This window comes from Candidatus Methanoperedens sp. (assembly GCA_027460525.1).
GTDB lineage: Archaea > Halobacteriota > Methanosarcinia > Methanosarcinales > Methanoperedenaceae > Methanoperedens.
The window spans coordinates 13791-39470 of sequence record JAPZAS010000004.1; the positions used below are offsets into that span (position 1 = coordinate 13791).

A 25680-nucleotide genomic window follows, 5' to 3' on the forward strand; every position below is an offset into this window, starting at 1 on the left:
TCTACCACACCAGCCTGTCAAGTCCAAGCAGTACGAAAATCCCAGAAGATAACATAATTCCCATAATCAAATCTCTTTTATTTAATGGTCGGGTCTCTATCGAATACCTCAAATCAGGCTTCCAGCCCCGCGAGAGCATGGCTCTGTAAACCTCTTCACTTCTTGCAAATGCGCGCGTGATGAGCGCCCCTGATATCGAGGCAATGTTGTGCATTTTCTTCGTGAACCCCGCATTCTTTGAAAAGCCGCACCGTGATTCCTGCGCCAGTTTCAGTTTTTTCCCCTCGCTTGAAAACGTCTTGATGTAGCGTGCCATGAACGAGGAAATCTCAAGCATGGTTTTTGGAACCCCAAAGTAGCGCATGCTTTCAAGCAGCTCGCTCTCGGAAGTTGTGATTACAAGGAGCAGCAGGATAGAGGCAGAAGCCAACACCCGCGAGAATATTAGAAAACCATACTCAACTCCCTCTGAATATACCGAAACGATCCCCACATTAATTGTATTTGCACCATAGGTAAAACTCTGGAGCGCGAAAATAAATAAAGCTAAAACCAACGGAAAAAAAAGCTTTTTACTGTAATCCCTGATTACATCGAGTTTTGCCGCAAAAAGAATGCACAGTATTGATATGGCGATTGGAAAATACCAGTGTTTCATCAAGGTTGCGGCAGTAATCAGGAGGAACGATACAAGGATTTTAATTCTGGAATCAACAATCTTGCCTCTGCATTCGGGTTGCTGTCTTCTTTTTCCAAGATATCTGCCTATAATCATAGAGATAAAAAAAGTCAGGGTGATTACGACTCCGTTCAAGGGGTCGCGGGTAAGCCATTCCAGCATCAGTTTTTCCTCCATGCGTTCCAGAAATATCCTGTAAAGAGACCTCCTGTTATACCCACAAGAGCAAAACCCAATGGTTCACCAAAACGTGCCATCAATCTCACCCCTATTCCATCATGGGCTGCTGCAGGAGCGGCGAGCGCTTCTATAGTGCCGTCAGTCCCTGCCATACTTCCCCCTCCTGAGTAACCGATGTAAGCGCCCGCTGCAATAACAGATGCGATTAATATCATTAACAATAGAGCTGTTTTTGTGAACCTGTCAAGAAAAACACCGGCTGGCGCAACCACTTCTGGTTTTGTCTCGGATATATATTTTATCACATATCCTGTGAATGCGAATTCAGCAAATGCAAGAGGCAGTTGTGTGGGGATAAAACCCAGGGAATACAATTTCCAGTAGTGCATCACATTTTCAGGGTTCAGGGAAAGCGCAAGCTCAAAAGCTGTCATGAGGTAAGTTAAGATGCTTCCCACAAATCCTGCCATTCCAGCGGAAAACCACAAAGGAGAGATATTTTTCAGCATCCTGTATACAAGATAGCCGCTAAATGCTCCCACAATTCCCATAGAAAACGTGTTCGCGCCGATGGTGGTTAAACCGCCGTGACCTACGAATGCCTGGAAGAACAGGGCAATCGCGCTTATCACGACTGTAGCAAATGGTCCTATGATAATTGCAGCCAGAGGAGTCCCGACTGGATGGGAGGATGAACCAGTCACAGGCACAGGGATGTGCCATACCGAGATAACAAAAACCACGGCGCCAATCAGTGAAACCCTGGGAAGATACGATGGATTGTCCCTGATACGCGCATTGATTATCCGCAAACCGAGGGCGATAAATATTGCTGATATCAGATACCAGAATAAAATCCACTGCGGCTCCAGAATCCCGTCTGAGATGTGCATTTATGCTCACCAAATCAATTAAACTTGATTTCGCTAAAGTTTACTTGATATAAATAGGTGATGGTTGGGTTTTGTGTCACGGTATACCCCGCACAATGTAAGTGGCCTGTATATAACCTCAGCCTATCGATTATCTCCGGCAATATAATATTTCGTCAACACTTCTCATCGCGCATCTTTCTTATCCGTAAAGCAAAATCAATGAGATCAATGCTCTGCTCAAGGGTTTCAGCACCTGAAAATTTCCTCGCCCGCAAAGCATCCCTTATAATTTCTTTTTCAGTGGTCTCCCTGACCTTTTTCCTGAATTCTTCCTTCTCTTTTTTGTTCATAAATCCGAACCAAGACGCGCCTACTTCCTTTTCTTCCCCTCATGCATCTTCTTTATCTCGTCCTCTGCCGCCTGCATTTTGGGCTTATTCTCCTCGTAAATCTTCGAGACATTTTCCATAGCCCTCTCAAGCCTTTTTTTGAGAACAAGCAGTTCCTGCGTCGTGAGGTTGTAGTTAGGAGTATTCTCAATCCACAACTGCTCCACGTCAATCAGAGCGTTGATGGCAGCCTTTGTCCTGTTTACGGTGTTCTCATCCATGCGATGATATAGTCTTTTTTCTTAAATTAAGGTTTGCACCCTAAATCAAATGCTCCGCAATCCCCTCGGAAATCACATGATCGCAGTAAATGCACCTCAATTCAACTGGCTTCTTGTTCACCGCAAACTTTGAAATAACAGGCTCGCTTGTATTGGAGATGCAGTTAGGGTTGGAGCATTTCACCACGCCTTCAAGATGTTCTGGCAGATCAACTTTGTATTTCTCTATCACCTCGAAATCACGGATGATGTTGATCGTGGCATCCGGAGCAATCAGCGAAATCCTGTCAACCTCCTCCTCTTCAAGCTCCCTGTCCTCAACCTTTACTATATCCTTTGACCCGAGAACCCCGCTGGGTACGTTCATAGCCACGCTGACAACAGCAGTCGTGGTGCCCGATATTCCGAGTATGCGAAGCACATTGAGCGCCTGACCTGCTGTGATGTGGTCGATCACAGTGCCGTGCCTTATCGGGCGCACTCTCATCTCCTTCTCAGTCATATCGCCTCCATTGCCATCGCAAGAAGCGCCATCCTGACCGGTACGCCGTAGAAAGACTGCTGGAAATACCGTGCGTATTTTGTCCTGTCGACCGAGGGGTCAATCTCCTGAAGTCTGGGAAGCGGATGCATCACTATGAGTTTATCGCGGGCCTTTTTCAATAATTCCTCCGTGACACTGTAGCTGCCCGCAACTTTCAGGTACTCAGCCGGGTCAGGGAAGCGTTCCTTCTGTATCCGTGTTACGTATAATACATCAATATCCCCGATCACATCCTCTATGTTCGTAGTCTCGCTCAGGCTGGCGCCCTGCTTTTTCAGGTCTTTTTTAATCACATCTGGCATCCTGAGCTGCACTGGCGAGATGAGGGTCATGCTGGCATGATAGAGTGACAAGGCGTAAGCAAGCGAGTGGACAGTCCTGCCGTACTTCAGGTCGCCCACAAGCGCAATTTTTAGCGAGGAAAGACTGCTCTCCCGCATTATGGTATAAAGGTCAAGCAGCGTCTGCGTGGGATGATGCCCTGCTCCATCGCCTGCATTGATTATCGGGACATTTGAGTACTCTGCCGCCATCCGGGCTGAGCCTTCTCTGGGATGTCGCAAAACGATGGCGTCTGCATAGTTTCCTACAACCCTTATGGTGTCTGCAAGGCTTTCCCCCTTCGCTACCGAGCTTGTCTCAAGCGAGCCGAGGTCGATAACCTCCCCGCCGAGCCGCTTCATGGCAGTCTCGAAGGACAGGCGCGTGCGTGTGCTGGGTTCATAGAAAAGGGTGGCAAGTATTTTTCCTGAAAGCAGGGTGGATTTTTTTCCTCTTGCTATAGGTTCAAATTCCCTTGCCCTTGTTAGAATATCATCAATCTCATCCCGCGAAAAATCCCTCATTGAGATAATATGATGCAACATCACACCTATTAGGCGGCACTTAAATTTAAATTTATTGATGATGGTCTATATACTCAAAGAATCGTACCCTCAAACACCCGCTCTGCTGGGCCTTCCATAAAAGCACCATCTTCTGTAAGGGTTATTCTCAATTCTCCACCCTTTGTATTCACCTTTACTTTTTTTTCTGTTTTGCCAAGCCTGTGAGCCATTGCTGCGCATGCCACTGCACCTGTGCCGCAGCTCGGAGTTTCAGCTTCCACTCCGCGCTCGTATGTACGTACTGTAATCTCGTTGCTTGAGTTCACAACCACAAAATTCACGTTTGTACCTTTTGGAAAAACAGGGTCATAGCGAATCCTGGGCGCTATCGACATCAAATCGGCATTAAAAGAGTCCACAAAAATTACAGCATGTGGAACTCCGGTATTTACCGCCGAGACTTTATTTCCATGGAGAGACACATCGAGAAATTCCCCGCTTCCTTTTGAAGGGATTTTTTCCCTTGTAAATTGTGGTTTTCCCATATCGACTTTCACCCATGTCCTGTCATCAATCCGGGAGCTGACCGATAAAGTGCCTGCAGGTGTTTCAACGCTGGCATTCTCTCTGACATACCCTTCATCCAGCGCATACTTCACAAGACAGCGTATGCCGTTGCCGCACATCTCAGCCTCAGTACCGTCCGGATTAAAAATCCGCATCCCGATATCAGCTTTATACGAGCTTCCAAGATACAGCACGCCGTCCGCCCCTATTCCGAAACGGCGGTCACAATATTTTGATGCAAAAGCGGATTTTTCAGATATTGTCTCTCCTTTATATTCGTCTATGAGAATGAAATCATTCCCGTTGCCTTGGAGTTTGGTGAAATGGATCATATCACTTCTTTTCTTTCTTTAAGGCAGAAGAAATCATAGAACCTGCGGTTTTCACCACCATGTATGCGCCGCCCACTACCAGTATCGCCGGCGCAGCAACACCAGCGGCTGCGGCTATTCCCGCGCTTGCAAGCAGTGCCATGTCATGGTTTGTGAGAAAACGGGAAACCTTATCGAGCGTGGATGGCTCGATAGCTACGGAGTCGGTTTCAAGAACTACCTCCCCTTTCTGGAAGACTTTTATCCATCCGCTTTCCTCTGATATAAGTACTGCAGTGAACGAATCATCAAATAATGTAATACCATGAGCGGCTGCGTGTCTCGTCCCAAAACCGAGCAGCGTTTTTGATTTCAATATCCTTGAACCGTATGCAATCAGCTCACCTTCAGGTGTTAAAATCACAGCGCCGTCGAGCATGGCAAGTTTTTCTACCACAGCATCCATTCCCTTGCTCAGGAGATTACCGGCAAACTGGAGTTGAGGATAGTGGAAGCGGTAATTCCCTTCGATTTTATCCCGGTCTGCTATGATGAAAAGAGCGCCCTGATTCTCTTTAGCCAGACTCTTGGATATATTAAGGATGATACGCATTACCTCTGGTTTAATATCCTGGCTGTTCTCTTTACTCATGTCATCTTCTTGGAATCGAGATAAGTTATAGGTTTTGGTTAATTGATTTTTAGTTCAAGATGCGAAAATTCAAATACAAAGGTGGAAAATTGGTACAGCCACAAAAACATAAATAAAAGAGGTAAGTTGCAAAAAAAAGAATATATCCAGAAAATGTTTGCCGGCATTTCCCATCGCTACGATTTTCTCAATCGTTTATTGAGCATGGGACGTGATAAATACTGGCGAAGGTTCGCAGCAGCTTTACTGCCACACGGATATATAATTGATGTTTGTTCAGGAACAGGTGATGTGGCAGTAGAAGTTTCAAAAAAAAGCAACGTAATCGCCTCGGATTTTTGTGAAGAAATGCTGCAATTATGTCTCAAAAAAATAAAAAAACAGAATATAAAGAATGTCTACTGCGTCCAGAACGACGCTGAGAATCTTTCTTTTAAGGATGGAACTTTTAATGGCGCTATCGTTGCTTTCGGAATCAGGAACGTGGCGGATATCAAAAAAGCATTATCTGAGATGAACCGCGTTGTCAAAAAAAGTGGAAAAGTAGTCGTACTTGAGTTTTCTTTGCCAGAGAATAAAGCTTTCAAATCGATTTATTATCTTTATTTTCATAAGATATTACCTTTCATAGGCGCCTTGGTTTCTAAAAAGAAGGACGCATACAGTTATCTCCCATCTTCTGTGACGGCATTTCCGCAAAGGAATGAGTTTGTTGAACTTATGAAAGGAGCGGGTCTGATAGATATTGAATCTTATGACCTCACTTTTGGAATAGTTACAGTTTATGCAGGTAGGAAATCCTAACTATTATGTATAAACAGAATGAATAAAGGATAGAAAATGAATAAAGAAGATGTTTGCATATTAATTCCCACACTCAATGAGGGAAAGACAATAGGCGGGATGGTAAGGGAATTTAAATCATTGGGTTATTCAAATGTTCTTGTCATCGACGGTCACAGTACCGATGATACAGTGGAGAAGGCACAAAACGAAGGCGCAAAGGTTATAATCCAGAGCGGGACAGGAAAAGGACAGGCTGTGAGCCAGGCATTCCAGTCAATAACAAGTGAATATGTGGTAATGCTGGATGGAGATGGAACGTATCTCCCCGAAGAGGTTGATAAAATTCTTGAACCAGTTATCGCAGGAATAGCCGACCATGTGATTGGAAACAGGTTTGCAAACTATCAGAAAGGCGCATTTACCCGCTTGAATCTTCTGGGGAACAGATTGCTCAACAAGATGTTCGGCTTTGCCTATGGTGTCTGGCTTGAGGACATACTTTCGGGTTACAGAGCCTTTAACAATACTGCTGTTAAACAGATTGAATTGAACAGAACAGGTTTTGAGGTTGAAACCGAAATTACGGTTGAATGCGTGAAAAAAGACCTGAAAATAGTCGAGGTACCCATAACTTACCTTGCAAGGGTAAGCGGTGCTGCCACAAAACTGCAACCTATCAGGGATGGTTTCAGAATCGCATCTACCATATACCTGCTTGCGAAAACACACAATCCTCTTTTTTATTTCAATTTAATTGGAGGGTTTCTTACTCTAGGAGGCTTAGCCATTGGTATCTATGTCGTTGACGAATGGCTGAAAAACATTACCCATATTCCTCTTACCATCCTCGCAACGCTTCTCATCGTTACCGGGATTCAGATGTTCATTTTTGCTATCATGAGCGACCTTATCGTGTCCATGCACAGGGAAAATATGCATATGTTGCGCAGAATAATAAAGGAAAGGTAAAAATTATGAAGATAGCAATACTCGGAGGCACAGGCAGCATAGGGGAAGGATTCGCGCTTCGGTGGGCAGCAAAACATGATATAATGGTTTGTTCGCGTGAGATTGACAGGGCGGTCAGAGCAGCGGAAGAATATAAAGGCACGCTTTCAACTAAAGGGCTGCTGTGCTGCGGCATTACAGGATGCGGGAATGAAACCGCTATCGGCGATGCTGATGTTGTAGTGCTCTCAGTCCCGTACCAGGGCGTGGTGGCGATGTTAAAAAACCTGAAGCCGTGTTTTAAGGAGCAGATTGTAATCTCACTTGTAGTACCAATGAAAAAAAATAAATGGTTTGAATATACGCCTCCAAAGCAGGGCAGCGCCGCACTTGAGATAAGGGATATCCTTCCAGAGGGTGTAAAGATTGTATCGGCTTACCATAATGTGTCTGCAAAGAAACTGGCACATCCTGAATTGAGCCTTGACTATGATGTTGTTGTTTGCGGCGATGATGAGGATGCGAAAAAAACCGTGATGGGGTTAACGAAGGAAATAAAGAATCTTCGTCCTCTTGATGGGGGAAGTCTTGCCTCTTCGTATATGAGCGAGTCCCTGACACCATTTTTGATCAACCTTGCGATTCGAAACGGGCTCTTTGACCTCGGCGTTAAATTTGTATGAAAAACTTTAAGAAAGTTTTATCAAAAACTGTTGCGTCAGTTTACACCGCGCACACGTATGGCTTCGCCATACGTGGACACGCCCTCCCGAGGCGTGACTCGGGAAGGGGATGTTTCACATCCCCTATACGTCATAAAGGGGCGTAACCCTTTATGATTTCAGCAATAAGGCTCTTCGAGATTTACAATAGACTTTTAGATGAATTCGGGCACAGGCACTGGTGGCCTGCAGACACACCTTTCGAGGTCGTGGTGGGCGCCGTGCTCACCCAGCAGACCAAATGGGAGAACGTAGAGAGGGCAATCCTGAACCTGAAAGAGCGGGGATTGATGGAGCCAGAACCTCTTTCAAAGGCTGATATTGAAGACGTGGAGGAGCGCATCAGGTGCACGGGGTTTTACAGGCAGAAAGCCCGGAGGGTAAAAAATATCTCAGCATTTTTTTTTGAACATCCCCGAATCCTTGAAAAACCTGCGGATGAACTTCGCAATATGCTTCTGTCTCTTCCTGGTATTGGGGATGAAACGGCTGATAGCATCGTATTATATGCAGCAGACAAGCCCAGATTCGTAATCGATGCTTATACAAAGAGGATGTGCAGATGTCTGGGAATTGAGGGTGATTACAGGAAATTGCAGTCGCTTTTCGAAGAGTCGCTTCCTCAGGATGTTCCCCTTTACAAGGAATTTCATGCCCTCATCGTGGAATACGGAAAACAATTCTGCGGGAAAAAGAGATGCATGGGATGTATATTGGTAGAAAATGGCAAGATGTCATAATATCCTCATCCGCGATTTGCCTCTTTTCGGCTGCATAGCTTTTGGAATCATCGACCGCGGAACGAATGTGCTGCAGGTGCGCCCCATCAGCGAATGTCCATTATCCTGTATCTTCTGCTCAACCGATGCTGGTCCTCATTCAAGGCGCAGGATATCCGAGTACATGGTTGACCTTCCGCAATTACTCGCTGCATTTGATTGGGCGGCTTCTTACAAGGAAATTAACGAAATCGAGGCACACATCGACACGGTCGGGGAGCCGCTGATGTACCCTCATATTGTTGAGCTTGTATCTGGTTTATCGGGGAACAGGCATGTCAGGACAGTATCCATGCAGACCAACGGCACGCTGCTGAACACTGAACTTATAGATGAACTTGAAGATGCCGGGCTTTCAAGGATAAATATGTCCATCGAGTCGCTTGACCCGGAGCTTGCGAGGAGGATTGCAGGGACTAAATCTTACAATATAGATGAGGTTCTTGAGAATGCTGAATACATCGCTAAAAGCTCTGCTATCGACCTTCTCGTCGCCCCAGTGTGGCTTCCCGGCATTAACGATGATGAGATACCAAAACTAATCCAGTTTGCCTGCGAAATAGGTGCAGGGAAAAAATGGCCTGCGCTGGGCATACAGAAGTTCCTGCCCCACAGGTACGGAAGAAAACCGAATATAGAGGTAATGGGCTGGCAGGTATTCTATTCCAGGCTCAAGGAGTGGGAAAAAATCTATAATACAAAGATTGTTCTGGCGCCGCAGGATTTTGGAAGTTTCCAGTGTAAAGCTCTGCCGCGTGTTTTCAAAAGGTATGAAAGGGTGAAGGTCAAAGTAGTGGGCCCGGGCTGGATGAAGGGGGAGAAGCTTGCAGTTGCTAGGGACAGGGTGGTTACAATTCTGGATGCCGATAGAATCCCTGTGGGAATAGATGTTTTTGTGAGGATGGAAAGGGTTGTGGACGGGATATATATAGCAAGGAAAAGCTAAAAATCGGAATGGTTTGTTTGAGTTAAGTTTATATGTAATTAATATTCAGTAGGTATCCGTATTCTTATAGCATGGAAGATGAAAAAATGAATATCAAAAGCCCTCTACACTATTTGAAGTATATTTTGCTGTCAGCAATTCCACTGTTAGTACTGGCGGATGCAGCGTATGCAGCCGCGCCGCAAATAGACAAAGCCGATACCGCTTGGGTTCTTGCCAGCGCAGCGCTCGTGATGATAATGATTCCTGGAGTAGGTCTTTTCTACGGAGGCATGGTGCGAAAGAAAAATGCCATCTCAACGATAATATTAAGCTTTGCAATCCTGGCGCTGATAAGCGTGCAGTGGGTGCTTTTTGGCTACAGCCTTGCCTTCGGACCTGATGTGGGCGGCGTGATCGGGAACCTTCACTGGGCCGGGCTCATTGGCGTAGGTCAGGAGCCTAATAATTACGCTACTACCATCCCTGCACTTGCTTTTATGATATTCCAGGCGATGTTTGCCATAATCGCAGTCGCTCTGATTACCGGTGCATTCGTTGAGCGAATAAAGTTCAGTGCTTTCCTGATATTCTCTTTTCTCTGGGCTACTCTTGTTTACGACCCCATAGCGCACTGGGTCTGGAGCGCAGGAGGATGGCTTCACAACCTTGGAGTGCTAGATTTCGCCGGCGGTGCAGTGGTGCACATAAGCGCCGGAATGTCAGCTCTCGCAATTGCCCTGGTGATAGGTGCGCGCAAGGATTTTGGAAAATATACGATGGAGCCTCACAGCATACCCATAACCATGCTGGGCGCAGCGCTTCTGTGGTTTGGCTGGTTCGGGTTTAACGCAGGCAGCGCAGTCACAAGTAATGGAGTCGCCGCAAGCGCATTTGTGGCAACAAATACAGCCGGAGCCGTTGGCGCGCTGACATGGACGCTGCTGGGCTGGTATTACAAAAAACCAACTGCCCTTGGTATGGCAACAGGCGCAGTTGTAGGACTTGCTGCAATTACGCCGGCATCTGGTTTTGTCACACCTCTTGCAGCCATGGTAATAGGTGCTGTAGCTGCAGTGATATGCTATTACGCAATGCTTTTCAGGATGAAACAGAACGTGGACGAATCCCTTGATGTCTGGGCATGCCACGGCATAGGCGGAATATGGGGTATAATTGCCGTGGGCATATTTGCGACAACTTTAGTAAATCCGGCAGGTTCAGGTTTGATAGATAACCATGCAGGGCAGGTCGTGACACAATTGATAGCGGTCGTAGCGACCTCGGTCTACGCTTTTGTGGCGACCTTTATTCTTTCGAAGGTTATCGACTCAACCATTGGCTTGCGCGTTCGCGATGAAGAGGAAGCAGTGGGTCTGGACATCGCCCAGCATGCAGAAAAGGCTTATTCGTGATATCATACGAAGCAACCATAACCTGCCCTGAGTGCGGCTATTCCCGCAAGGAAACAATGCCGCGGGATAGCTGCCTTGTCTTTTATCAGTGCAGGAAATGCGGGTTGTCATAAGACCTGAGGAAGGCGATTGCTGCGTATTCTGTTCGTATGCGGATAAGCGGTGCCCGCCCATGCAAACGACTACTTAATCCGCTTTATGATTATTATTCCAGCGATAATTACAATCAATATTAGAATAATCGCAATAATATTCCTGATGCCAAGACCTGCCTCTGCACTCTTAAAATTGAATTCTTTATCCGAGTCAAGCGATACGTGCTCCTCATACGTTCCTCCTGCACCAGCGGCTTTCAGTGTATAACTCGTATTCAAGGGCAGTCCTGCAAAAACAAGCTCGGAATCTTGGCTTTCAGATAGTTTCCCGCCGTCATTCCATAATGAAACTGTATACTGCGAATCCGCTTTTATGAATATGCTGGCGTAATTTTTTATATTGATGGTTTTACCATCCGCATACTGGAGATGATTGGGGAGGTCAAGCACGCTCAGGAGAGTGGGAGCAATATCCTCCTGTCCGTATTCTCCTGATACAACCCCGGATACCGCATTTGGGGAAAGTATGACGAGAGGTATCCTCAGGCTTTCCTGCTTTGAAACGTATTTATCACCCGAATGCCCGCCCCTTCGTGCGTTTTTCGTGGCGAAAGACATTCCGTGGTCGGCGGTTAAGAATAAAGCGATATTGTTATCGGAAGCGGTTCTGTACAGAGGATAAAAATCCCGGTCCAGGTCTTCGATTAACTTCACGTAATCATCATTCCCGAGATTGTGACCACCGCTATCTATTTCTCCCACATTCACTGTGAGCAGGAATTTTTGATTCGGGTGGTTTTCTATCATGGCGCCAGCAACTGCATTGGCAGCGTCGATGCTCCATTTATTGTAAGCAGCATACTTCTCTGTCCCGGATAGGTTGTTCAGATATGAAGGCATTTTCATCTTCCAGTCATACATCAGTTCATAAACACCCGAGGGCGCATTTTTTATCTGGATAGAAATCAGTGGCTTGTCAAGTGAATTATTCTCCGCGAACAGGATTATATCCTGCTCCGCCCTCATGTTCGAAAAATCGCCGGTTTCCATTACTGCAAGATTAACGAAGCCGTGCTGCCTTGTGATATCATAAATGGTCGCATCAGGATAGCCAACGATTTCCTCGTTTGCTTTCGAATCGCCTGTGACTATCACCGAATGCGCTATTCCGGTGACAGGGGTTGGGGTTTTAATGTTTATTACCCTTGCCCCGAAGGAAAGGTTTTGTGTTATTGCTTTGGGTATTTCACCGCCATCGAGGGCGATGGGTGTAAGTTCAGGATAATAATACGAGGAGCCGAAACCGTCAACGATAAAAAGGATGGCGCTTTGTGGTTTTTTGACATCGTTTAATGTGATTTCTGAGACCGCAGAGGCGGTGTTTGAGACCAAAATTAATAATACTATAATTATCAAAAATTTTTTCATGGGACGTGCTGATAGATTGGCGAGATAAAAAGATTTCTAAATGTTCGCCGTTAATGTCAATTCCCGTCAGGTTTTCCTTTCTTCAGTATCCATGCCTTCCTCCGGTAATAGTTCAACGGATGCGAAATCCGCTCACACAGCGCCTCCTTCCCGAAACAATTCCCGTACGTTATCATGGTGGCGCACGAAGGGGAAGTATAGGCAGTACCTGTGGCGCCGTGGATATGCATTACCTGATACCTTGTGCGCTCTTCATCAAAATCAGGCGAGACCTTGAAAAGTTCAATAATTCCTTCGGCATTCATTCCTATATTGAGCAGAAAAGAGACAAGGGCGAAGCGCATCGAATGGGGGAGATTCACGCCAGCTTTGGCATTTGAAAGCGCATGAACCATGCACGGGGGAAAACAATCCGGCATTATTTCCTTGAACTCCTCAATGCTGAACTCTGATTTGCGTGATGTCAGGGCATTACGGATTTCGCCAATGTAGCTTTGAAGTTTTGAACATATCGTGGGAGGTACGTCTACAGGCAGGTTTGATTCAATCCTTTTCCTGATAGCCTCTTCCAGGATGCGCGAGAAATCCTCCCTGATGAGAGTTACATTCCCGTGGTCCATATTCCTGTTTACGAGCTTCCATTTAGGTTCATGGATAGCATTTGCAAAGCGGATATAGTCGGTAAAATGCATCACCACTGACCGCTCATCCAGCACAGCGGAGATATTAAAATCCTCTGCAAGCTCTTTAAGATCATCACCTGAGAGTTGTTTTACCTGCTCATGGGCATATTTTGCTTCAGCAAGGGCATACCGTCGGATAAGATAATTGTCATTTATGCACGAAACAAGTATCCTTGCTACAGGGTACGAGAGCAGCTCTTTCTCCGCACTCACCGTGTCAGGATATTCATTCTTTGCGATTCCCTCCCCGAGGGCGGAAAGTACGCGCTCTTTTCCCCGCAATCGAACCTGTTCGAACGCCCTTTCAGAAAAAAGCTCATCGAGTTTGAAATCCAGAGCTTCTACATATTTTACCGCGCCGTTAACAAATGGAAAATAAGCAAACTTGAAAACATCCATGCTTATTCGGATTCAACCCTGGGAGCCAGCATATAACTGACCTCGCCATGCCCTTCGGCTATCTTAAGCCGAAGCTTCAGGGGATAGTCCTTTCCAAGATCGATTGTAATCTCATTGGCTTTCCCCACGATTTTGCTCATGTCCGAGAGATAGTCAAGCGAGAATAAGGATCTGGCTTCTGCCGGCTGGATATCTATTAGCTGGTCTTTGGTCATCTCCACCAGCACCTTATCCGTATCCCCTTCGGCTTCCATAAAGAAAACATCTCCTTTTACCCCTATGGACATATAATCGCTCACCTTTTCAGCAGCTTTAATCGCCCGTTTCATATCCTCGCCCCTGATAACTATGCGCGCAGGCAGGTCAAGGGCAGGGACTTTTGGTTCCTTCCTGATAGAAGAGGGGTCAAGCAGGGACATGGTGTAGGCAAGTCCGCGCATTCTGACAACGAGTTTATGGGCATTCTCGTCAAGCTCAAGTTCAATATTGTCGCTCTTATCTGCCATTTCCATTACCCCGTTCAATTTTGTCAGGTCGATGCCTAATTCTCCCTCTGTCGCTTCAAAGGAATCAAAGGCATCTTTTGCAAGGTCGAAACTCACCATGGCGACATTGGCAGGATCTACAGCCCTGACAGATATACCCTCAGGCGTAAGTTTAAACTTCGCTTCATCCACCAGTGTGGATATCGATTCTATTGAATCCTTTAGTTTTTCAGCGCCAATTACTGCCTTAAACATTTTAAGCCTCCTCGATACAAATATAATATGGGATATTAATAAGTTACTCTATCTATTTTATTCTATCCCTTTAAACAGCGATACTTTCAATCTTCTGCATTTTTAAAATTACAGGCTTAGAAGCACATTCAACAATATTTATTTTCAATGCAAACATTAATTAGTTAATAAATGAATAGAGCATTCATTCAAATTTTAACGGGTGGCTTAAAGATTAACATGCACTGGCGTGAAAGAGAATTACTTGGGGTTGTGAAAAAAGGAAAACAGACAACCACTGAGATAGTGAGCAGGGTTAATATGAGCAAGGTAACAGCCCTGAAGTACCTGGAAAGCCTGAAAGAAAAAAATCTGGTTGATTACCAAGAGATAGGTCCTGCAAAGGTCTGGTTTTTAAAACCACAAGAAGGAGAAATTGAAAAGAAAGTCAAGGTGCTGGTTGCCGACGATGATAAGAATGTCATAAACATTATCCGGGATTCGCTTGCTGCGGAATTATTTGAAGTTTTAGAAGCTGTGAATGGAAAAGAAGCATTGGGAATGGTTTTTGCTGAATCACCTGACATTCTTATTCTGGATATTATGATGCCGGACATGGATGGCTACAAGGTATGCGAGGAATTAAAAAAACATGAGCATACAAAGAATATGCCTATAATAATATTATCTGCAAAGGTCAGCGTGGAGGATAAGCTCAGGGCGATGGAAATGGGCATAGACGATTACATTGTAAAACCTTTTGACCCGAGGGAGTTAAAGGCAAGAATAAAAATGAGGATGAGGCAAAATAATTCGAATCATGCCTGATAATTTTAAAAATTAAAGCTATGCTTCTATCTCGGGATACTGGCCTATTACTTCAGCTGCTGCAATGGTATCCACAAAATTTTCTCTCTGGATTTTACCCTTTGCCTCATTGAATTTCTGCTGCCACACGCTTATCTGCTCTATTGCGAACTTAGCCCGCTGGAAGTGGTCAAGTCTCCGAAATTCTTTATCCATGTCGTTCAACAATGTTTCGATTCTGTTTTCATTTTTTTCTTCCATCTTTTTACCTCCTATTTTTATCTTAATTATTGGAAATGTGCCCTTCACCTGGTTACTGATGCAAAGGTTGGGCACGATGATTTCCCACTCCTTGCTCCTCTGTCACGAGCAAGGGTAATCGTATGTTATAATGGTATTTAAATTTTTCTATTAAATCCATTCATTTTTAAACGCTCTGCAAATAGATAAAATATTTTGTTTAGGATAATGAACGTTCAACCACACTTTAATTACTGGAAGTGTGCCCCTCTCCTGAATACGGGATCTTAATACATAGGAAAGTTAGGAGCGATAACCGATCCGGGAGATGGGCAACTAACCCCAACCATGCCAACCAATAAGAGTATGCCAGTAAAGTATTTAAAACTTTCTAATTAGTTCATTAATTTTTAAACGCTATGTACAACCCCTCTATTTCTACTGGAACTTGATATTTCAAGATATAGGGATGATTTCTCAGGTAAACACAGCCAATTCAGTTTTCCACAAAACTTATCATAATTCAAACCAAAATTAAACGAAGAAAGGTGAAGTTTACCTGCATAAAATGAATAAAAAAGAAAAAAATTCAAAACTCGGTGGGGAAAATTCTGGAACCCCTCACAACTCCAAAAGCAATAAGGAATCGAAGGAGGAATTGAAAAGTCTGATTGAAAGTGTTCCTCTCGGCATTTCAATCACAACTCTTGAAGGGATAACAACTGAAGTAAACTCCACTATGCTGAAAATATTTGGCTACGACTCAAAAGAATCCTTCTTAAAAATACCTGCTTCTGCTTTCTATTACGACCCTGAGGACAGGAAGAGATTAGTTGAACTCGCTAAAAAGGGTACGGGTAAAGATTTTGAAGCACGCTTTATGCGTAAGGATGGTACTGTATTCTGGGGCTCTCTAAGCTCAATAACTCAGACAAACTCAACTGGGGAGATTCTGCTAACCAATGCATTCCAGGACATCACAGAGCGCAAGCTGATCGAGGAGGCGCTGCGGGAGAGCGAGCAAAAATACCGCAACCTATTCGACAGTGCAGTTGATGCAATCATAACCATCGACCTTGAAGACAGGATTACCTCCTGGAATCAAGGCGCAGAGAGGATATTTGGATGGACCAGCGAAGCGATAGGAAAGAACCTCAATGAGCTAACAATTCCCAAGGATCTGCAATCCGAGAGGAAAAAGATCTTGCGTGATGCCTTAACGGGCAAAAATATTACAGGGATTGAGACGGTTCGCCTGCGCAAGGACGGCAGAAGAGTTGACGTGAGTTTGACCTTCTCTCCGATAATAAATACAGAGGGGAAAATTATCGGCTTATCGGGTATACTCAGGGACATCACAGAGCGCAAGCAGGCTGAAAAAGAACGCCTGCGCCTGATCGAGGAAATAAAGAAAAGGCACGGGCAAGCAGAAAATTTAGCGATGAACCTTAAGAAAGAGCGTGATACCCTCCAGATAATCATGGAAAATACCGGGACACAGCTTGCCTACCTCGACTCGAATTTCAATTTCGTCAGGGTGAACTCAGCATACGCAGATGGTTCAGGGCATAAGAAGGGGGAACTGATAGGCAAAAACTATTTCGAGCTTTTCCCTGACCCTGAAAACAAGGCAATATTTGAGAGGGTTAGAGATACAGGAGAGGCTGTAGAGTTCAAAGCCAGGCCCTTTGAGTTTCCAGACCAGCCATGGAGAGGCACCACCTACAGGGACTGGACGCTTACTCCAATCAAGGAAGCTTCAGGGAAAGTTGACAGGCTGGTATTATCTCTTGTGGACGTGACCGAGCGCATAAAAGCCGAACAGGCTACCCAGAAAGCTCTGACCTATGCGGAAAGCATTGTAGATACAGTACCTCAACCCCTTGTAATCATCGATTCAAGCCTGAGAGTGAAAACTGCGAATCATGCTTTTTATAAAATATTCAAGGTCTCGATAGAAGATACTAAGGACAAATTGCTCTATGAACTTGGGAACCGCCAGTGGGATATTCCTGAGTTGAGAAAATTGCTGGAGGAGGTTATCCCCAGGAATAAACATGTCAAGGATTTCAGGGTTGACCACGAATTCCCAATTATAGGAAAAAGGACGATGCTGCTCAATGCCAGCTCATTCTACCAGGATGGTGCAGAGATGATTCTACTTGCCATCGATGATATTACCGAGCGCGAAAAAATAGAAGAAGTACGTCTTGAAAACGAGCGGCTCATGAGTGCGAGCAGAGCCAGGTCAGAGTTTTTGACCGTGATGAGCCATGAACTGCGCACTCCTCTTACTTCAATAATCGGTTATTCGATACTCCTTAAGGAAAAGACCTACGGGGGATTGAACGAAAAACAGGAGTTCTATGTGGATAATACTCTTACAAGCAGCAAACACCTGCTTGATCTTATCAACGGTATTCTCGACCTTGCAAAAATAGAAGCCGGGAAGATAGAACTGGCTTTCGAGGATGTATCTGTGCCAGATACAATAAACGAGGTGCTATACCTAATGAAAGAGAAAGCTGCAGGGCAGAATATTGTTCTGAAAAAAGAACTTGACCCTGCCATGTCGCTCATAAAAGCAGACAGGCAGAAATTTAAGCAGATATTGTTCAACCTGCTTAGCAATGCATTGAAATTCAGCAAGGAAGACGGGGGTACTGTTACAATATCAGCGAAAAAAGAAGGGAATATGGCAAAAATTTCAATCTCTGACGCAGGCATAGGAATCAGGGAGGACGACATACCAAAACTTTTCCAGAAATTCGAACAGCTTGATTCTGGAATATCCAGAAAATACGGCGGAACGGGGCTGGGACTTGCGATAACAAAACAGCTCGTGGAGCTGCACGGAGGGAAGATCACAGTTGAGAGCAGGTACAGAGAAGGCAGCACGTTTACCTTTTTACTGCCGACAGCAGGAAGAGAGTAATAAAACAGCGATACTTTCATATCCAGCTTTTACATTTATTGCAGTGTATGACAAGATCGATTGATATCGCACTCACTCGTGCTGAAGCCGGAGACGGCATGGAAACAGTATATGAAAATGTATGCACACTTGCAACAGAGCCAGAACTGTGCTTTAATTATGCCACAACAGAGGAATTGAAAAACTGGGGATTTTCAGAAGGTTGTTTTAGCGGTTTGTTGCTGGATAAGAAGGATGTAATAATACAGGTGGTTACCACATTTCAGAATCGCGACGGGGCAAACCAGGCATATAATGCAGACGTGAATTATTTAAAGGAGAACAATTACGGAAGGCCTGTAAAAGCAAAAACAGTAGGTGAAGCGTCAATTATTTTAAAGAAAAGGCAAAGCGATGGCACAACGTATAATCTCCTGTTCTTAAAAAGCAATGTTTTTGCAGCGGTAAGTGCGAAGTACAAGAAAGATAAAGCTGGTAATATCGAGCATCTAAGAGGGATTGCTGAAAAAATACAGGAAAAAATCAGGTAATTGTTAATTTTTGTACTGCTTCAACTCAATCATATAGAGCTTAAGTATTATTACTTATAAAAGAGTTATAATAATCAGGTGATTGAAATGAATATCGACGTAGAGACAATAGCTAAGAAAGTTGATGCTCTTGAATCTAAAATATCTGAGCTTGAAAAACCCCCTACGCCTCGCATAATCGATGCCAATACCAAGAAAATAAAGGATGCACTTAAAAGATATTTTAGATCCTCGAGCGAGATTAGAACTCTCTGGAAGGGGAGATTATCGGCAGTAGAGGAAGTCAGAGCAATGCGGAGACATGCAAGAGGCTACTGAATGCTAAAGTTGCTTACTCTTGACTCAAACATCTTTATTAGCGAGACAAAAGGGAATGAAAAGTAGAGCGATAAGTGCACAGATATAATTTCTCGGATAGGTTCTGATTTTTTGCTTGTAGAACCAACAGTTCTTCTTGCGGAAATTGGAAACGCTATTGGCAGAAATGTCGGCATAAAATCTGGAGCAAACAGAGTTATTGAGGTTGAAAATATTGTTTCCTGGTTTACCGCATGCGATAAAGAATTCTGCAAAAAGGCTGGAATAACTGGGGCTGTGCACAGGATATATTCAACCGATTCCTTATACTTACAAACCGCTCTGGACTCGTACTCGATTCTTTTATCTCTTGACAATGAGGACTTTATTTTAAAATTGAAAGATGAAAATTTACCGATTGAGGTTTATCATCCAGAAGATTTTCCATATTAATTAGGCAGTCCACGCCGATGCCCCGGCTTTCGCCTTGTAAGGGATTTGTAGTCTTTTTCACTTACACGAACATCCCCGCTACTTCCTCTTTCGTTTCCTTGACTATTATCTTGTTATAGGCATCCTTGAAGTCCTGCATGGTAACAGCTTTGCCTCTTCGCCTGATTACAAACATCCCTGCCTCTGTAACGATTGCCTTTAATTCAGCGCCGCTTAACCCCTCAGTTATTTTTGTTAACTCTTCAAGATCAACATTTTCAAGTTTCATGTTTCGTGTATGTATCTTAAATATTTCCTTACGCCCTTCGGCATCAGGCGATGGTATATCGATTATCCTGTCAAACCTTCCGGGCCGCAATAGCGCAGGGTCGAGAAGGTCGATGCGGTTTGTGGCTGCAACTATTCTCACATCTCCACGCGTATCAAAGCCATCAAGTTCAGCCAGCAACTGAACCATCGTCCTGTTTACTTCCGAGGAACCCGTGGTGCCGTCATAGGTTCTTCTGCTTCCCACGGCATCTATCTCATCGATGAAAACGATACTCGGAGCTTTTTCCCTTGCTATGTTGAACACATCCCTTACAAGCCTTGCCCCTTCTCCTATGTATTTCTGCACAAGCTCACTCCCGCTCATCCTGATAAAAGTGGCTTTAGCCCTGTGCGCCACGGCTTTTGCTATGAGGGTCTTGCCGTTCCCGGGAGGACCGTAAAGCAGTATTCCGTGGGGAGGTTCAATCCCCACCTCAGCAAAAAGCTCAGGGTTTGTGAGCGGAAGTTCAAGCGTTTCTATGACTTCCTCGATCTGCTTTTGCAAGCCTCCTATCATGTTGTAATCCACATCCGGAGCTTCTATCAGTTCCATTACCCGTGCACGGACGTCAACGGATCTTGACAATACTTTTACAATTGCAAGGTTTCCTGTAACAGCAACTCTTGCTCCTGTTTCTATCTCCGGGATAAGCTCATCGGGTATCTTGGTCACCACTTCCTGATTGCTTCCGTGCTGTCTTAATAGTGCCATATCATCAAGCACTTCAACAATACTGCAAATGAACAACGGCGGCTTCTTCAACTGTTCTATCTGTTTCTGATATTCCTGAACGGTCTGGATATATTTATTATTCAGAACAGCGGCTTCAAGAAGCCTTGAATGCATCTCTTTTATCTGGTTTTTCAGCGACTCAAGGGTTTCCTGAAGTTCTTTTATCTCAGCCTCAGAGTCTTTTTTTATCGTGCCCCCGGTAACAGGAGTCTTTGCTATTGCATCTGCCATATATACTATACTCTGGACTTATTTCCATATAAACATTACATAGATTTAATATCTTCAAGCAAGATTTACTCGCCCCATGAAGCTCATTGCATTTGTAGGAATGCCGGCATCAGGAAAATCAGAAGCCGCAGCCATAGCAAGAAGCCTTAATATCCCTGTTATCAACATGGGCGATGTTGTAAGGGAAGAAACTGCAAAACGCGGTCTTCCTCCCACGGATGAGAATATCGGAGGCACGGGAACTGCGCTTCGCAGGGAAGAGGGCTTGGATGCGGTTGCAAAACGCTGTGTTCCCAGAATCCCGTTGAATTCCCGTGTGGCAGTGGTTGACGGGATACGGAATATAGAGGAAGTAAATTACTTCAAAAAAACATTCGGGGATGATTTTAAACTTATAGCGATTCACACTCCTTTTGAACTGCGGTTTGAACGCGTGAAAAGGCGCTCCCGTTCAGACGATATGAGCAGCATGGAGGAATTAAAAAGACGGGATGAACGTGAAAAAGGCTGGGGACTTTATTCCGCCATCGAAACTGCGGATGTGACCATCGAGAATACCGGCACTATTGAAAAATTTCGAAAACAAATGGAACAATTGCTAAGAGATTTATGAAAGTAACGCTGAAAGTCTCTGCACTGGTCTATCCAACTGAAATCGAGGAAAATGTCAAGAAAGCAATAACCAATTTATTTCCTGTTGAACTTCATACTGAAGAGTTTGGAATCCCGCGGCTCTGCGGTGAAGGAAACCTTGAGGGCCTGCGTTCGCTGCACCTTCGTTTAAGGGAGGAGCAGATTCTTGATACTGCGCGCCATGTTCTCATGTCTGGTATTTCAGGGAATACAACACAGTTTCGTTTGAATAAACAGGTGGCTTTCACGGGAAAGGTGAACTTCCCGGCAGGTGAGGAAAGCCTGGGTTCGGTATATGTTGAGATAACTGCAGAGAATAGGGAAGACCTTTTGAAAATTATCGACTGGCTTGCACCCCAAACAATCGAAGGCAAGCCGATTGAGGAGATCGAGCTGTAATGGGTTTTTCTGAATATGAGGCTGCAAGGGAATATTTGGGCTTTATTGGACAGCCTGTAATCACATATATACTTGTAATGTCGTTTTTGCTGGGTGCTTTTTCAATCCTTTATTTCCTGAAAAAAGAGAAATATTATAATTATTTAATAAAATGCTTATATATCACCGCAGGTCTGTATATCCTCGGATTTATCTTTTTAGCATGGTTCCACCTACAGATTTATAATACCGTTTTAATTGAATATCCGGTATTCTTGCGGCAGATGATACCGGTTGAGAACAGCCGCATAGCCGTACCCCTGTGGATCGAATCTGAAAAACTCTACTTCCTGGCTATGGTCTCAATGGTATTTGTATTAACGATGCAGCGCAGGAAAGAACTGGTTTCCTTTCTCGGTGTAATTCTATCCCTTCTCTCCATAATAGTATATTTCTTCTCGAACCCTTTCAGGGAGCCGCTGCCCATACTGAATGCAGAGATCACCCGATGGTATGCATCCCTCGCGGCTGGGGATGAGAGTATTTTCCAGATTGCCGGGACTTTCTACGGGCGCATTACTTTCTACTATAATTCAACATATATGTGGACGCATCCTCCCATGCTTTTTATTGCATACGCCTCGCTCATCATTACGTTTGCGGCATGTGTTTACATGCTTACGAACCGCGATAAGCTCTATGATGAGATTGCCTACAGGTATGCGAAAATAGGTTACATCCTGCTTACGGCAGGAATGCTTATCGGCTACCCCTGGGCAGTCGAGGCATGGAAGGGCAGTGCATGGTGGTGGGATCCTATAATCTCAGGCTCTATAATGATGTGGGCGCTCTATACTGCGTACTTACATGCCAGGATATATGTGGCAAGGGAAAAGATGTGGAGCACGACAGCCTACCTCGGGATAGCTTGCTTTGCGTCATTAATCTTTACTTATCTTTTGCCTTATCTTGTTCCAGGAATTCACTCGGTGGTGCAGCCGTGAGGCAGAGATACGACTATTATCTGATTATCGTGACTGTGCTCATCCTTTTCGCCATCGGCATAGTCTGCGTTTACGGGATTTCTTACTACAACTACCTTGCCGTAAGCCCGGAGTGGACGGGCACAATCCAGTATACGAAGTACATCGGCGACATGAATTCATACCTCTATCCCCTCCTTGTGCTGCTTCTTATTTCCCTCGGCTTATGCATCCCGAAAAGGCTGTTTGAACAGGATATTCTGATAAAGTTCAGCGCGCTGGCGCTTGCAGCGACTCTTATCCTGACGGCTTTATACGGCATCGAGACGGGACTGGGTTTTATCCTTGCGGTTATGACAGGCGTGCAGGGTCTTGTATTTATAATGACTTTTAAAAAGAGCAAAACAATCAGGTATGAAAAAGAAAGTTATATAGGAAGACTTGGCTCATCGCTTCTGCATCTGGGTGTTGTGCTGCTGATTTTTAATTTTGTGTCACTGAGAGAAAGCCCATTTCATTTATCAATTTTCTGGAGCGGGATGATATTGATCACTGCGGGGAACATTTTTTCTTTTTATCCGGACAGAATAGCTTCGTTTATTGTCGTTGAATAAACTGCTCTGCACGATGGGAATTTTTCAACCCGACGATGATGCGAAGCACATGAACACCCAGGTTGACGCTTACAAGAGTGGCAAGTGTAAAGAGAAAGGGTGTAACCTGGATTAAATTGGTTACATGTATGCCGGTAGTGCTAAGATAGCTTATTGCGGCTGGAAAAGTGAGCTCGATGAGCCAGCCAAGGAGCCAGCCAGTTGCCCACATACCAATGATTATACAGGCTGTAAGCAGCGTGTGCCTGCTGACCGCGCGCCATCGCTCCGGGTTGCTACGCCTGCGCAGGGTGGAGTAAAACTCACGGATTGACATCCACAGAGCCATAAGCAGATAGAAGAGCCCGCCAATCCCGGTTCCTGGAAGTCCTGCAATCATGCTAATGCCCCTTCTCATAGACTAGTAATTGTTTTTTCAAAACCAGTTCGGTAAAGAATGCCTCAAGTATGAAGAATCCGTTAACAGTTCGCAGGATAAAGAATGAGGGTAAACTCGCCAGCGAGCGCAGTACCTCCTTCCTCTCCATAGATTTGGAGAGAACAGGAATTAGAACCACAGGGATGTCGATAACATAGCCGATAAGTATAATCGGATTTGCGAACAGGAGTGCTATAAGAGGAAGAAGAAAGAGATAAACGAGCGAGGCAACTACCGCATCCCACGTAGCAACAGCAACAAACGATCTAAGATACGGTATTTCAAGAATCCCTTTCCAGTGGAGCCTTACATTCTGAACATAGCCGTGAGACCAGCGCCGCAATTGCTTACGCATAAAGGTGTAGTTATGAGGCTCGATAGGATAGCATACAGCCTCCGGTACAAAACGTACACAATGCCCTTTCAGGTAGAAGCTCCATGTCAGATCCATGTCCTCTGCAAGCGTACGCCTCGACCATCCGCCATTTGCCTTTAGAATCTCAGTCCGGTACATGGAGAAACATCCGGACGAGATAAGGGGTTTTTCATAGTAGTCCTGAATAGGTTTATACCATGTGAACGCAAGGAGATATTCTATATAACGTCCGCGTTCCCATATGGTGCCCACATGTCTTGGAAGCACGAAGCCGCATGCAGCGGCTACTCTAGGGTCGTCGAACGCCGGCAAAAGTATCTCGATGGCATCGGGCGCAAGCGTGGTATCCGCATCTATTGCCATTGTGAATTCGGTCTTGACCAAGCTCAGTGCAAAGTTCTGGGCACCAGCCTTGGAGCCTGTATTTAAGGGAGGTCGTATTACCGTCACCCCGCAAGAACGCGCAACATCACCAGTTCCGTCTGTCGAGCAGTCGTCCACGACAATTATCTCTTCTGCCGGCACTGTCTGCATCTTGAGACTGCGAATAGTATCGGCAATGCTTTCCTTTTCGTTATAAGCCGGGATTATCACGGTCAGCTTGCTGACCCTTACATCGGGATGAGACGCACATGATTGTTTATCTGATAGCTGTATCATAATATAACTCCATAAGAAATTAGTTGGAAGGTAACAACCCCATCATGTACATAGTTATGATGAGTATATATATTTATTGCACATCAATAATTATGATGGAATTATCTCCTGAAAGAAAATCACTACTGCAAATCATATATTTTTAAATACACAAAGGCTTATTTAGCATCTGATGGAGACCATACTTGAGTTCGGGGCAAGGAACATCAAGCCGACAACCCGAAAACTTTTTGATATGAAAGATGTCATTTACGACCGCAAGTGGCTCTCCGGTGCAGACAACATCGAACTATACTACATGTACAGGGAACTGTGGCTCAGTAAAAATGATGCGCTCGTCATGAAAGAACACAATCTGCGGTATGACATCACCATCATCCCGCCGCGCATGATGGGCTGCGAATTCGTGAAAACTGCAGGACATTACCACCCCAAAGTCCCTGGAACCGATACCACCTTTCCTGAGATATATGAAGTGCTAAGCGGCGAGGCGCAGTATCTTATGCAAAAACCCGAGGATGACGGGATAAAAGATGTAGTACTGATAAAAGCAGGGGAGGGAGATAAGGTAATAATTCCCCCGGGTTACGGACACCTCACCATCAACTCTTCCAACAAGGTGCTGAAAATGGCAAACTGGGTAGCACGCGACTTTGAATCAATATATGCACCCATAAAGGAAAAAGGCGGAGGCGCATATTTCTTTCTTGAAAAAGGGACTGTGAAAAACCCGAGATACAGCGAAGTGCCTGAAATACGGAATCTTGCGCCTTTTAATGTTAAGGAACTGGGGTTGCAAAAAGGCAGGGAGATGTACGGGCTTGTGAGGGATATCAAGAAACTTGAGTTTCTGACAGAACCGCATGAGCACGCGGGGGTATTCGAAAAGATGCTACAGGAATAAACAGCAATACTTTTAAATGCCTGCGGTATTGTACA

General features: G+C 44.8%; 31 protein-coding genes. 16 read left to right on the top strand and 15 right to left on the bottom strand.

The features are described 5' to 3' along the window. Window position 1 precedes the first annotated feature (1 nt). From cbiQ to O8C68_01190, 8 genes are all read right to left on the bottom strand, one after another. Window positions 2-841 (bottom strand): cobalt ECF transporter T component CbiQ, encoded by an 840-nt coding sequence (cbiQ, locus tag O8C68_01155; GenBank protein MCZ7394409.1) that lies wholly within the window; start codon window positions 839-841, stop codon window positions 2-4. Continuing rightward, window positions 841-1752 carry an energy-coupling factor ABC transporter permease gene (locus tag O8C68_01160; GenBank protein ID MCZ7394410.1) on the bottom strand — a complete coding sequence of 304 codons (912 nt, stop codon included), beginning with the start codon at window positions 1750-1752 and terminating at the stop codon, window positions 841-843. The genes cbiQ and O8C68_01160 overlap by 1 nt, the downstream gene beginning before the upstream one ends. A gap of 155 nt (window positions 1753-1907) precedes the next feature. Beyond that, window positions 1908-2084 carry a hypothetical protein gene (locus tag O8C68_01165; GenBank protein ID MCZ7394411.1) on the bottom strand — a complete coding sequence of 59 codons (177 nt, stop codon included), beginning with the start codon at window positions 2082-2084 and terminating at the stop codon, window positions 1908-1910. Between the two features lie 20 nt (window positions 2085-2104). Beyond that, entirely contained in the window at window positions 2105-2344 is a 240-nt protein-coding gene (locus tag O8C68_01170) for a hypothetical protein (protein ID MCZ7394412.1), read from the bottom strand. 40 nt (window positions 2345-2384) lie between these two features. Then, a complete protein-coding gene (pyrI, locus tag O8C68_01175; protein ID MCZ7394413.1) occupies window positions 2385-2846 on the bottom strand; it encodes an aspartate carbamoyltransferase regulatory subunit in 462 nt (153 codons plus the stop codon). Continuing rightward, the gene (gene pyrB, locus O8C68_01180; protein ID MCZ7394414.1) at window positions 2843-3754 is read right to left on the bottom strand and encodes an aspartate carbamoyltransferase; all 912 of its coding nucleotides are present in this window, start codon (window positions 3752-3754) and stop codon (window positions 2843-2845) included. Before pyrB ends, pyrI begins: the two co-directional genes overlap by 4 nt. 53 nt (window positions 3755-3807) lie before the next feature. Beyond that, window positions 3808-4614 carry a diaminopimelate epimerase gene (gene dapF / locus O8C68_01185; protein ID MCZ7394415.1) on the bottom strand — a complete coding sequence of 269 codons (807 nt, stop codon included), beginning with the start codon at window positions 4612-4614 and terminating at the stop codon, window positions 3808-3810. 1 nt (window position 4615) lies between these two features. Continuing rightward, entirely contained in the window at window positions 4616-5245 is a 630-nt protein-coding gene (locus O8C68_01190; GenBank protein ID MCZ7394416.1) for a DNA integrity scanning protein DisA nucleotide-binding domain protein, read from the bottom strand. A 126-nt stretch (window positions 5246-5371) separates the two neighbouring features. Here O8C68_01190 and ubiE point away from each other — a divergent pair, with 126 nt between their 5' ends. The 6 genes from ubiE (at window position 5372) to O8C68_01220 (ending at window position 10820) form a co-directional block, all read left to right on the top strand. Then, a complete protein-coding gene (gene ubiE, locus O8C68_01195; protein ID MCZ7394417.1) occupies window positions 5372-6049 on the top strand; it encodes a bifunctional demethylmenaquinone methyltransferase/2-methoxy-6-polyprenyl-1,4-benzoquinol methylase UbiE in 678 nt (225 codons plus the stop codon). Window positions 6050-6085: 36 nt separating this feature from the next. Continuing rightward, window positions 6086-7000 carry an S-layer glycoprotein N-glycosyltransferase AglJ gene (aglJ, locus tag O8C68_01200; GenBank protein MCZ7394418.1) on the top strand — a complete coding sequence of 305 codons (915 nt, stop codon included), beginning with the start codon at window positions 6086-6088 and terminating at the stop codon, window positions 6998-7000. Window positions 7001-7005: 5 nt separating this feature from the next. Then, window positions 7006-7662 (top strand): NADPH-dependent F420 reductase, encoded by a 657-nt coding sequence (gene npdG / locus O8C68_01205; protein MCZ7394419.1) that lies wholly within the window; start codon window positions 7006-7008, stop codon window positions 7660-7662. Between the two features lie 152 nt (window positions 7663-7814). Then, window positions 7815-8441 carry an endonuclease gene (locus O8C68_01210; GenBank protein MCZ7394420.1) on the top strand — a complete coding sequence of 209 codons (627 nt, stop codon included), beginning with the start codon at window positions 7815-7817 and terminating at the stop codon, window positions 8439-8441. Beyond that, window positions 8425-9426, top strand: a complete 1002-nt coding sequence (locus O8C68_01215; protein ID MCZ7394421.1) for a radical SAM protein — start codon at window positions 8425-8427, stop codon at window positions 9424-9426. Before O8C68_01210 ends, O8C68_01215 begins: the two co-directional genes overlap by 17 nt. A 71-nt stretch (window positions 9427-9497) precedes the next feature. Beyond that, window positions 9498-10820, top strand: coding sequence for an ammonium transporter (locus tag O8C68_01220; protein ID MCZ7394422.1), 1323 nt, complete (start codon window positions 9498-9500; stop codon window positions 10818-10820). A 182-nt stretch (window positions 10821-11002) separates the two neighbouring features. Here O8C68_01220 and O8C68_01225 read toward each other — a convergent pair whose 3' ends face one another. Genes O8C68_01225 through O8C68_01235 form a run of 3 tightly spaced genes read right to left on the bottom strand, consistent with a single transcriptional unit; the run spans window position 11003 to window position 14165 of the window. Next, window positions 11003-12343 (bottom strand): alkaline phosphatase family protein, encoded by a 1341-nt coding sequence (locus O8C68_01225; protein ID MCZ7394423.1) that lies wholly within the window; start codon window positions 12341-12343, stop codon window positions 11003-11005. A gap of 56 nt (window positions 12344-12399) precedes the next feature. Then, window positions 12400-13425 (bottom strand): DNA primase regulatory subunit PriL, encoded by a 1026-nt coding sequence (gene priL, locus O8C68_01230; GenBank protein ID MCZ7394424.1) that lies wholly within the window; start codon window positions 13423-13425, stop codon window positions 12400-12402. Window positions 13426-13427: 2 nt separating this feature from the next. Beyond that, the gene (locus O8C68_01235) at window positions 13428-14165 is read right to left on the bottom strand and encodes a DNA polymerase sliding clamp (GenBank protein MCZ7394425.1); all 738 of its coding nucleotides are present in this window, start codon (window positions 14163-14165) and stop codon (window positions 13428-13430) included. Window positions 14166-14336: 171 nt separating this feature from the next. Between O8C68_01235 and O8C68_01240 the strand changes: the two genes are divergently transcribed. Next, on the top strand, window positions 14337-14972 hold the full coding sequence (locus tag O8C68_01240) for a response regulator (protein ID MCZ7394426.1): 636 nt from the start codon (window positions 14337-14339) through the stop codon (window positions 14970-14972). A gap of 18 nt (window positions 14973-14990) precedes the next feature. Here the strand turns inward: O8C68_01240 and O8C68_01245 are convergent, their stop codons facing one another. Further along, complete coding sequence (locus tag O8C68_01245) at window positions 14991-15212, bottom strand: hypothetical protein (GenBank protein ID MCZ7394427.1); 222 nt, start codon at window positions 15210-15212, stop codon at window positions 14991-14993. A 547-nt stretch (window positions 15213-15759) separates the two neighbouring features. On the opposite strand from O8C68_01245, the gene O8C68_01250 reads away from it, so the two are divergent. The 4 genes from O8C68_01250 (at window position 15760) to O8C68_01265 (ending at window position 19406) form a co-directional block, all read left to right on the top strand. Beyond that, window positions 15760-18126, top strand: coding sequence for a PAS domain-containing sensor histidine kinase (locus O8C68_01250; GenBank protein MCZ7394428.1), 2367 nt, complete (start codon window positions 15760-15762; stop codon window positions 18124-18126). A gap of 47 nt (window positions 18127-18173) precedes the next feature. Further along, window positions 18174-18656, top strand: coding sequence for a hypothetical protein (locus O8C68_01255; protein ID MCZ7394429.1), 483 nt, complete (start codon window positions 18174-18176; stop codon window positions 18654-18656). Window positions 18657-18743: 87 nt separating this feature from the next. Continuing rightward, the gene (locus tag O8C68_01260) at window positions 18744-18974 is read left to right on the top strand and encodes a hypothetical protein (protein MCZ7394430.1); all 231 of its coding nucleotides are present in this window, start codon (window positions 18744-18746) and stop codon (window positions 18972-18974) included. 111 nt (window positions 18975-19085) lie between these two features. After that, window positions 19086-19406: a hypothetical protein gene (locus O8C68_01265; GenBank protein ID MCZ7394431.1), complete on the top strand. Its 321-nt coding sequence runs from the start codon at window positions 19086-19088 to the stop codon at window positions 19404-19406. Window positions 19407-19467: 61 nt separating this feature from the next. Here the strand turns inward: O8C68_01265 and O8C68_01270 are convergent, their stop codons facing one another. Further along, a complete protein-coding gene (locus O8C68_01270; GenBank protein ID MCZ7394432.1) occupies window positions 19468-20679 on the bottom strand; it encodes a proteasome-activating nucleotidase in 1212 nt (403 codons plus the stop codon). Window positions 20680-20755: 76 nt separating this feature from the next. On the opposite strand from O8C68_01270, the gene O8C68_01275 reads away from it, so the two are divergent. The 4 genes from O8C68_01275 to O8C68_01290 all read left to right on the top strand — a co-directional run bounded on the left by O8C68_01275 (window position 20756) and on the right by O8C68_01290 (window position 23287). Further along, entirely contained in the window at window positions 20756-21292 is a 537-nt protein-coding gene (locus tag O8C68_01275; protein ID MCZ7394433.1) for a dephospho-CoA kinase, read from the top strand. Continuing rightward, complete coding sequence (locus O8C68_01280) at window positions 21289-21711, top strand: hypothetical protein (GenBank protein ID MCZ7394434.1); 423 nt, start codon at window positions 21289-21291, stop codon at window positions 21709-21711. Before O8C68_01275 ends, O8C68_01280 begins: the two co-directional genes overlap by 4 nt. A gap of 263 nt (window positions 21712-21974) precedes the next feature. After that, the gene (ccsA, locus tag O8C68_01285; GenBank protein MCZ7394435.1) at window positions 21975-22694 is read left to right on the top strand and encodes a cytochrome c biogenesis protein CcsA; all 720 of its coding nucleotides are present in this window, start codon (window positions 21975-21977) and stop codon (window positions 22692-22694) included. Further along, a complete protein-coding gene (locus O8C68_01290) occupies window positions 22691-23287 on the top strand; it encodes a hypothetical protein (protein ID MCZ7394436.1) in 597 nt (198 codons plus the stop codon). Before ccsA ends, O8C68_01290 begins: the two co-directional genes overlap by 4 nt. On the opposite strand, the gene O8C68_01295 is transcribed toward O8C68_01290, so the two are convergent. Beyond that, on the bottom strand, window positions 23271-23666 hold the full coding sequence (locus O8C68_01295) for a hypothetical protein (GenBank protein ID MCZ7394437.1): 396 nt from the start codon (window positions 23664-23666) through the stop codon (window positions 23271-23273). The two genes, O8C68_01290 and O8C68_01295, sit on opposite strands and share 17 nt — an antisense overlap. 1 nt (window position 23667) lies before the next feature. Further along, window positions 23668-24741 carry a glycosyltransferase family 2 protein gene (locus O8C68_01300; GenBank protein MCZ7394438.1) on the bottom strand — a complete coding sequence of 358 codons (1074 nt, stop codon included), beginning with the start codon at window positions 24739-24741 and terminating at the stop codon, window positions 23668-23670. A 172-nt stretch (window positions 24742-24913) separates the two neighbouring features. Here O8C68_01300 and O8C68_01305 point away from each other — a divergent pair, with 172 nt between their 5' ends. Then, entirely contained in the window at window positions 24914-25645 is a 732-nt protein-coding gene (locus tag O8C68_01305; protein ID MCZ7394439.1) for a glucose-6-phosphate isomerase, read from the top strand. Window positions 25646-25680: the final 35 nt, after the last annotated feature.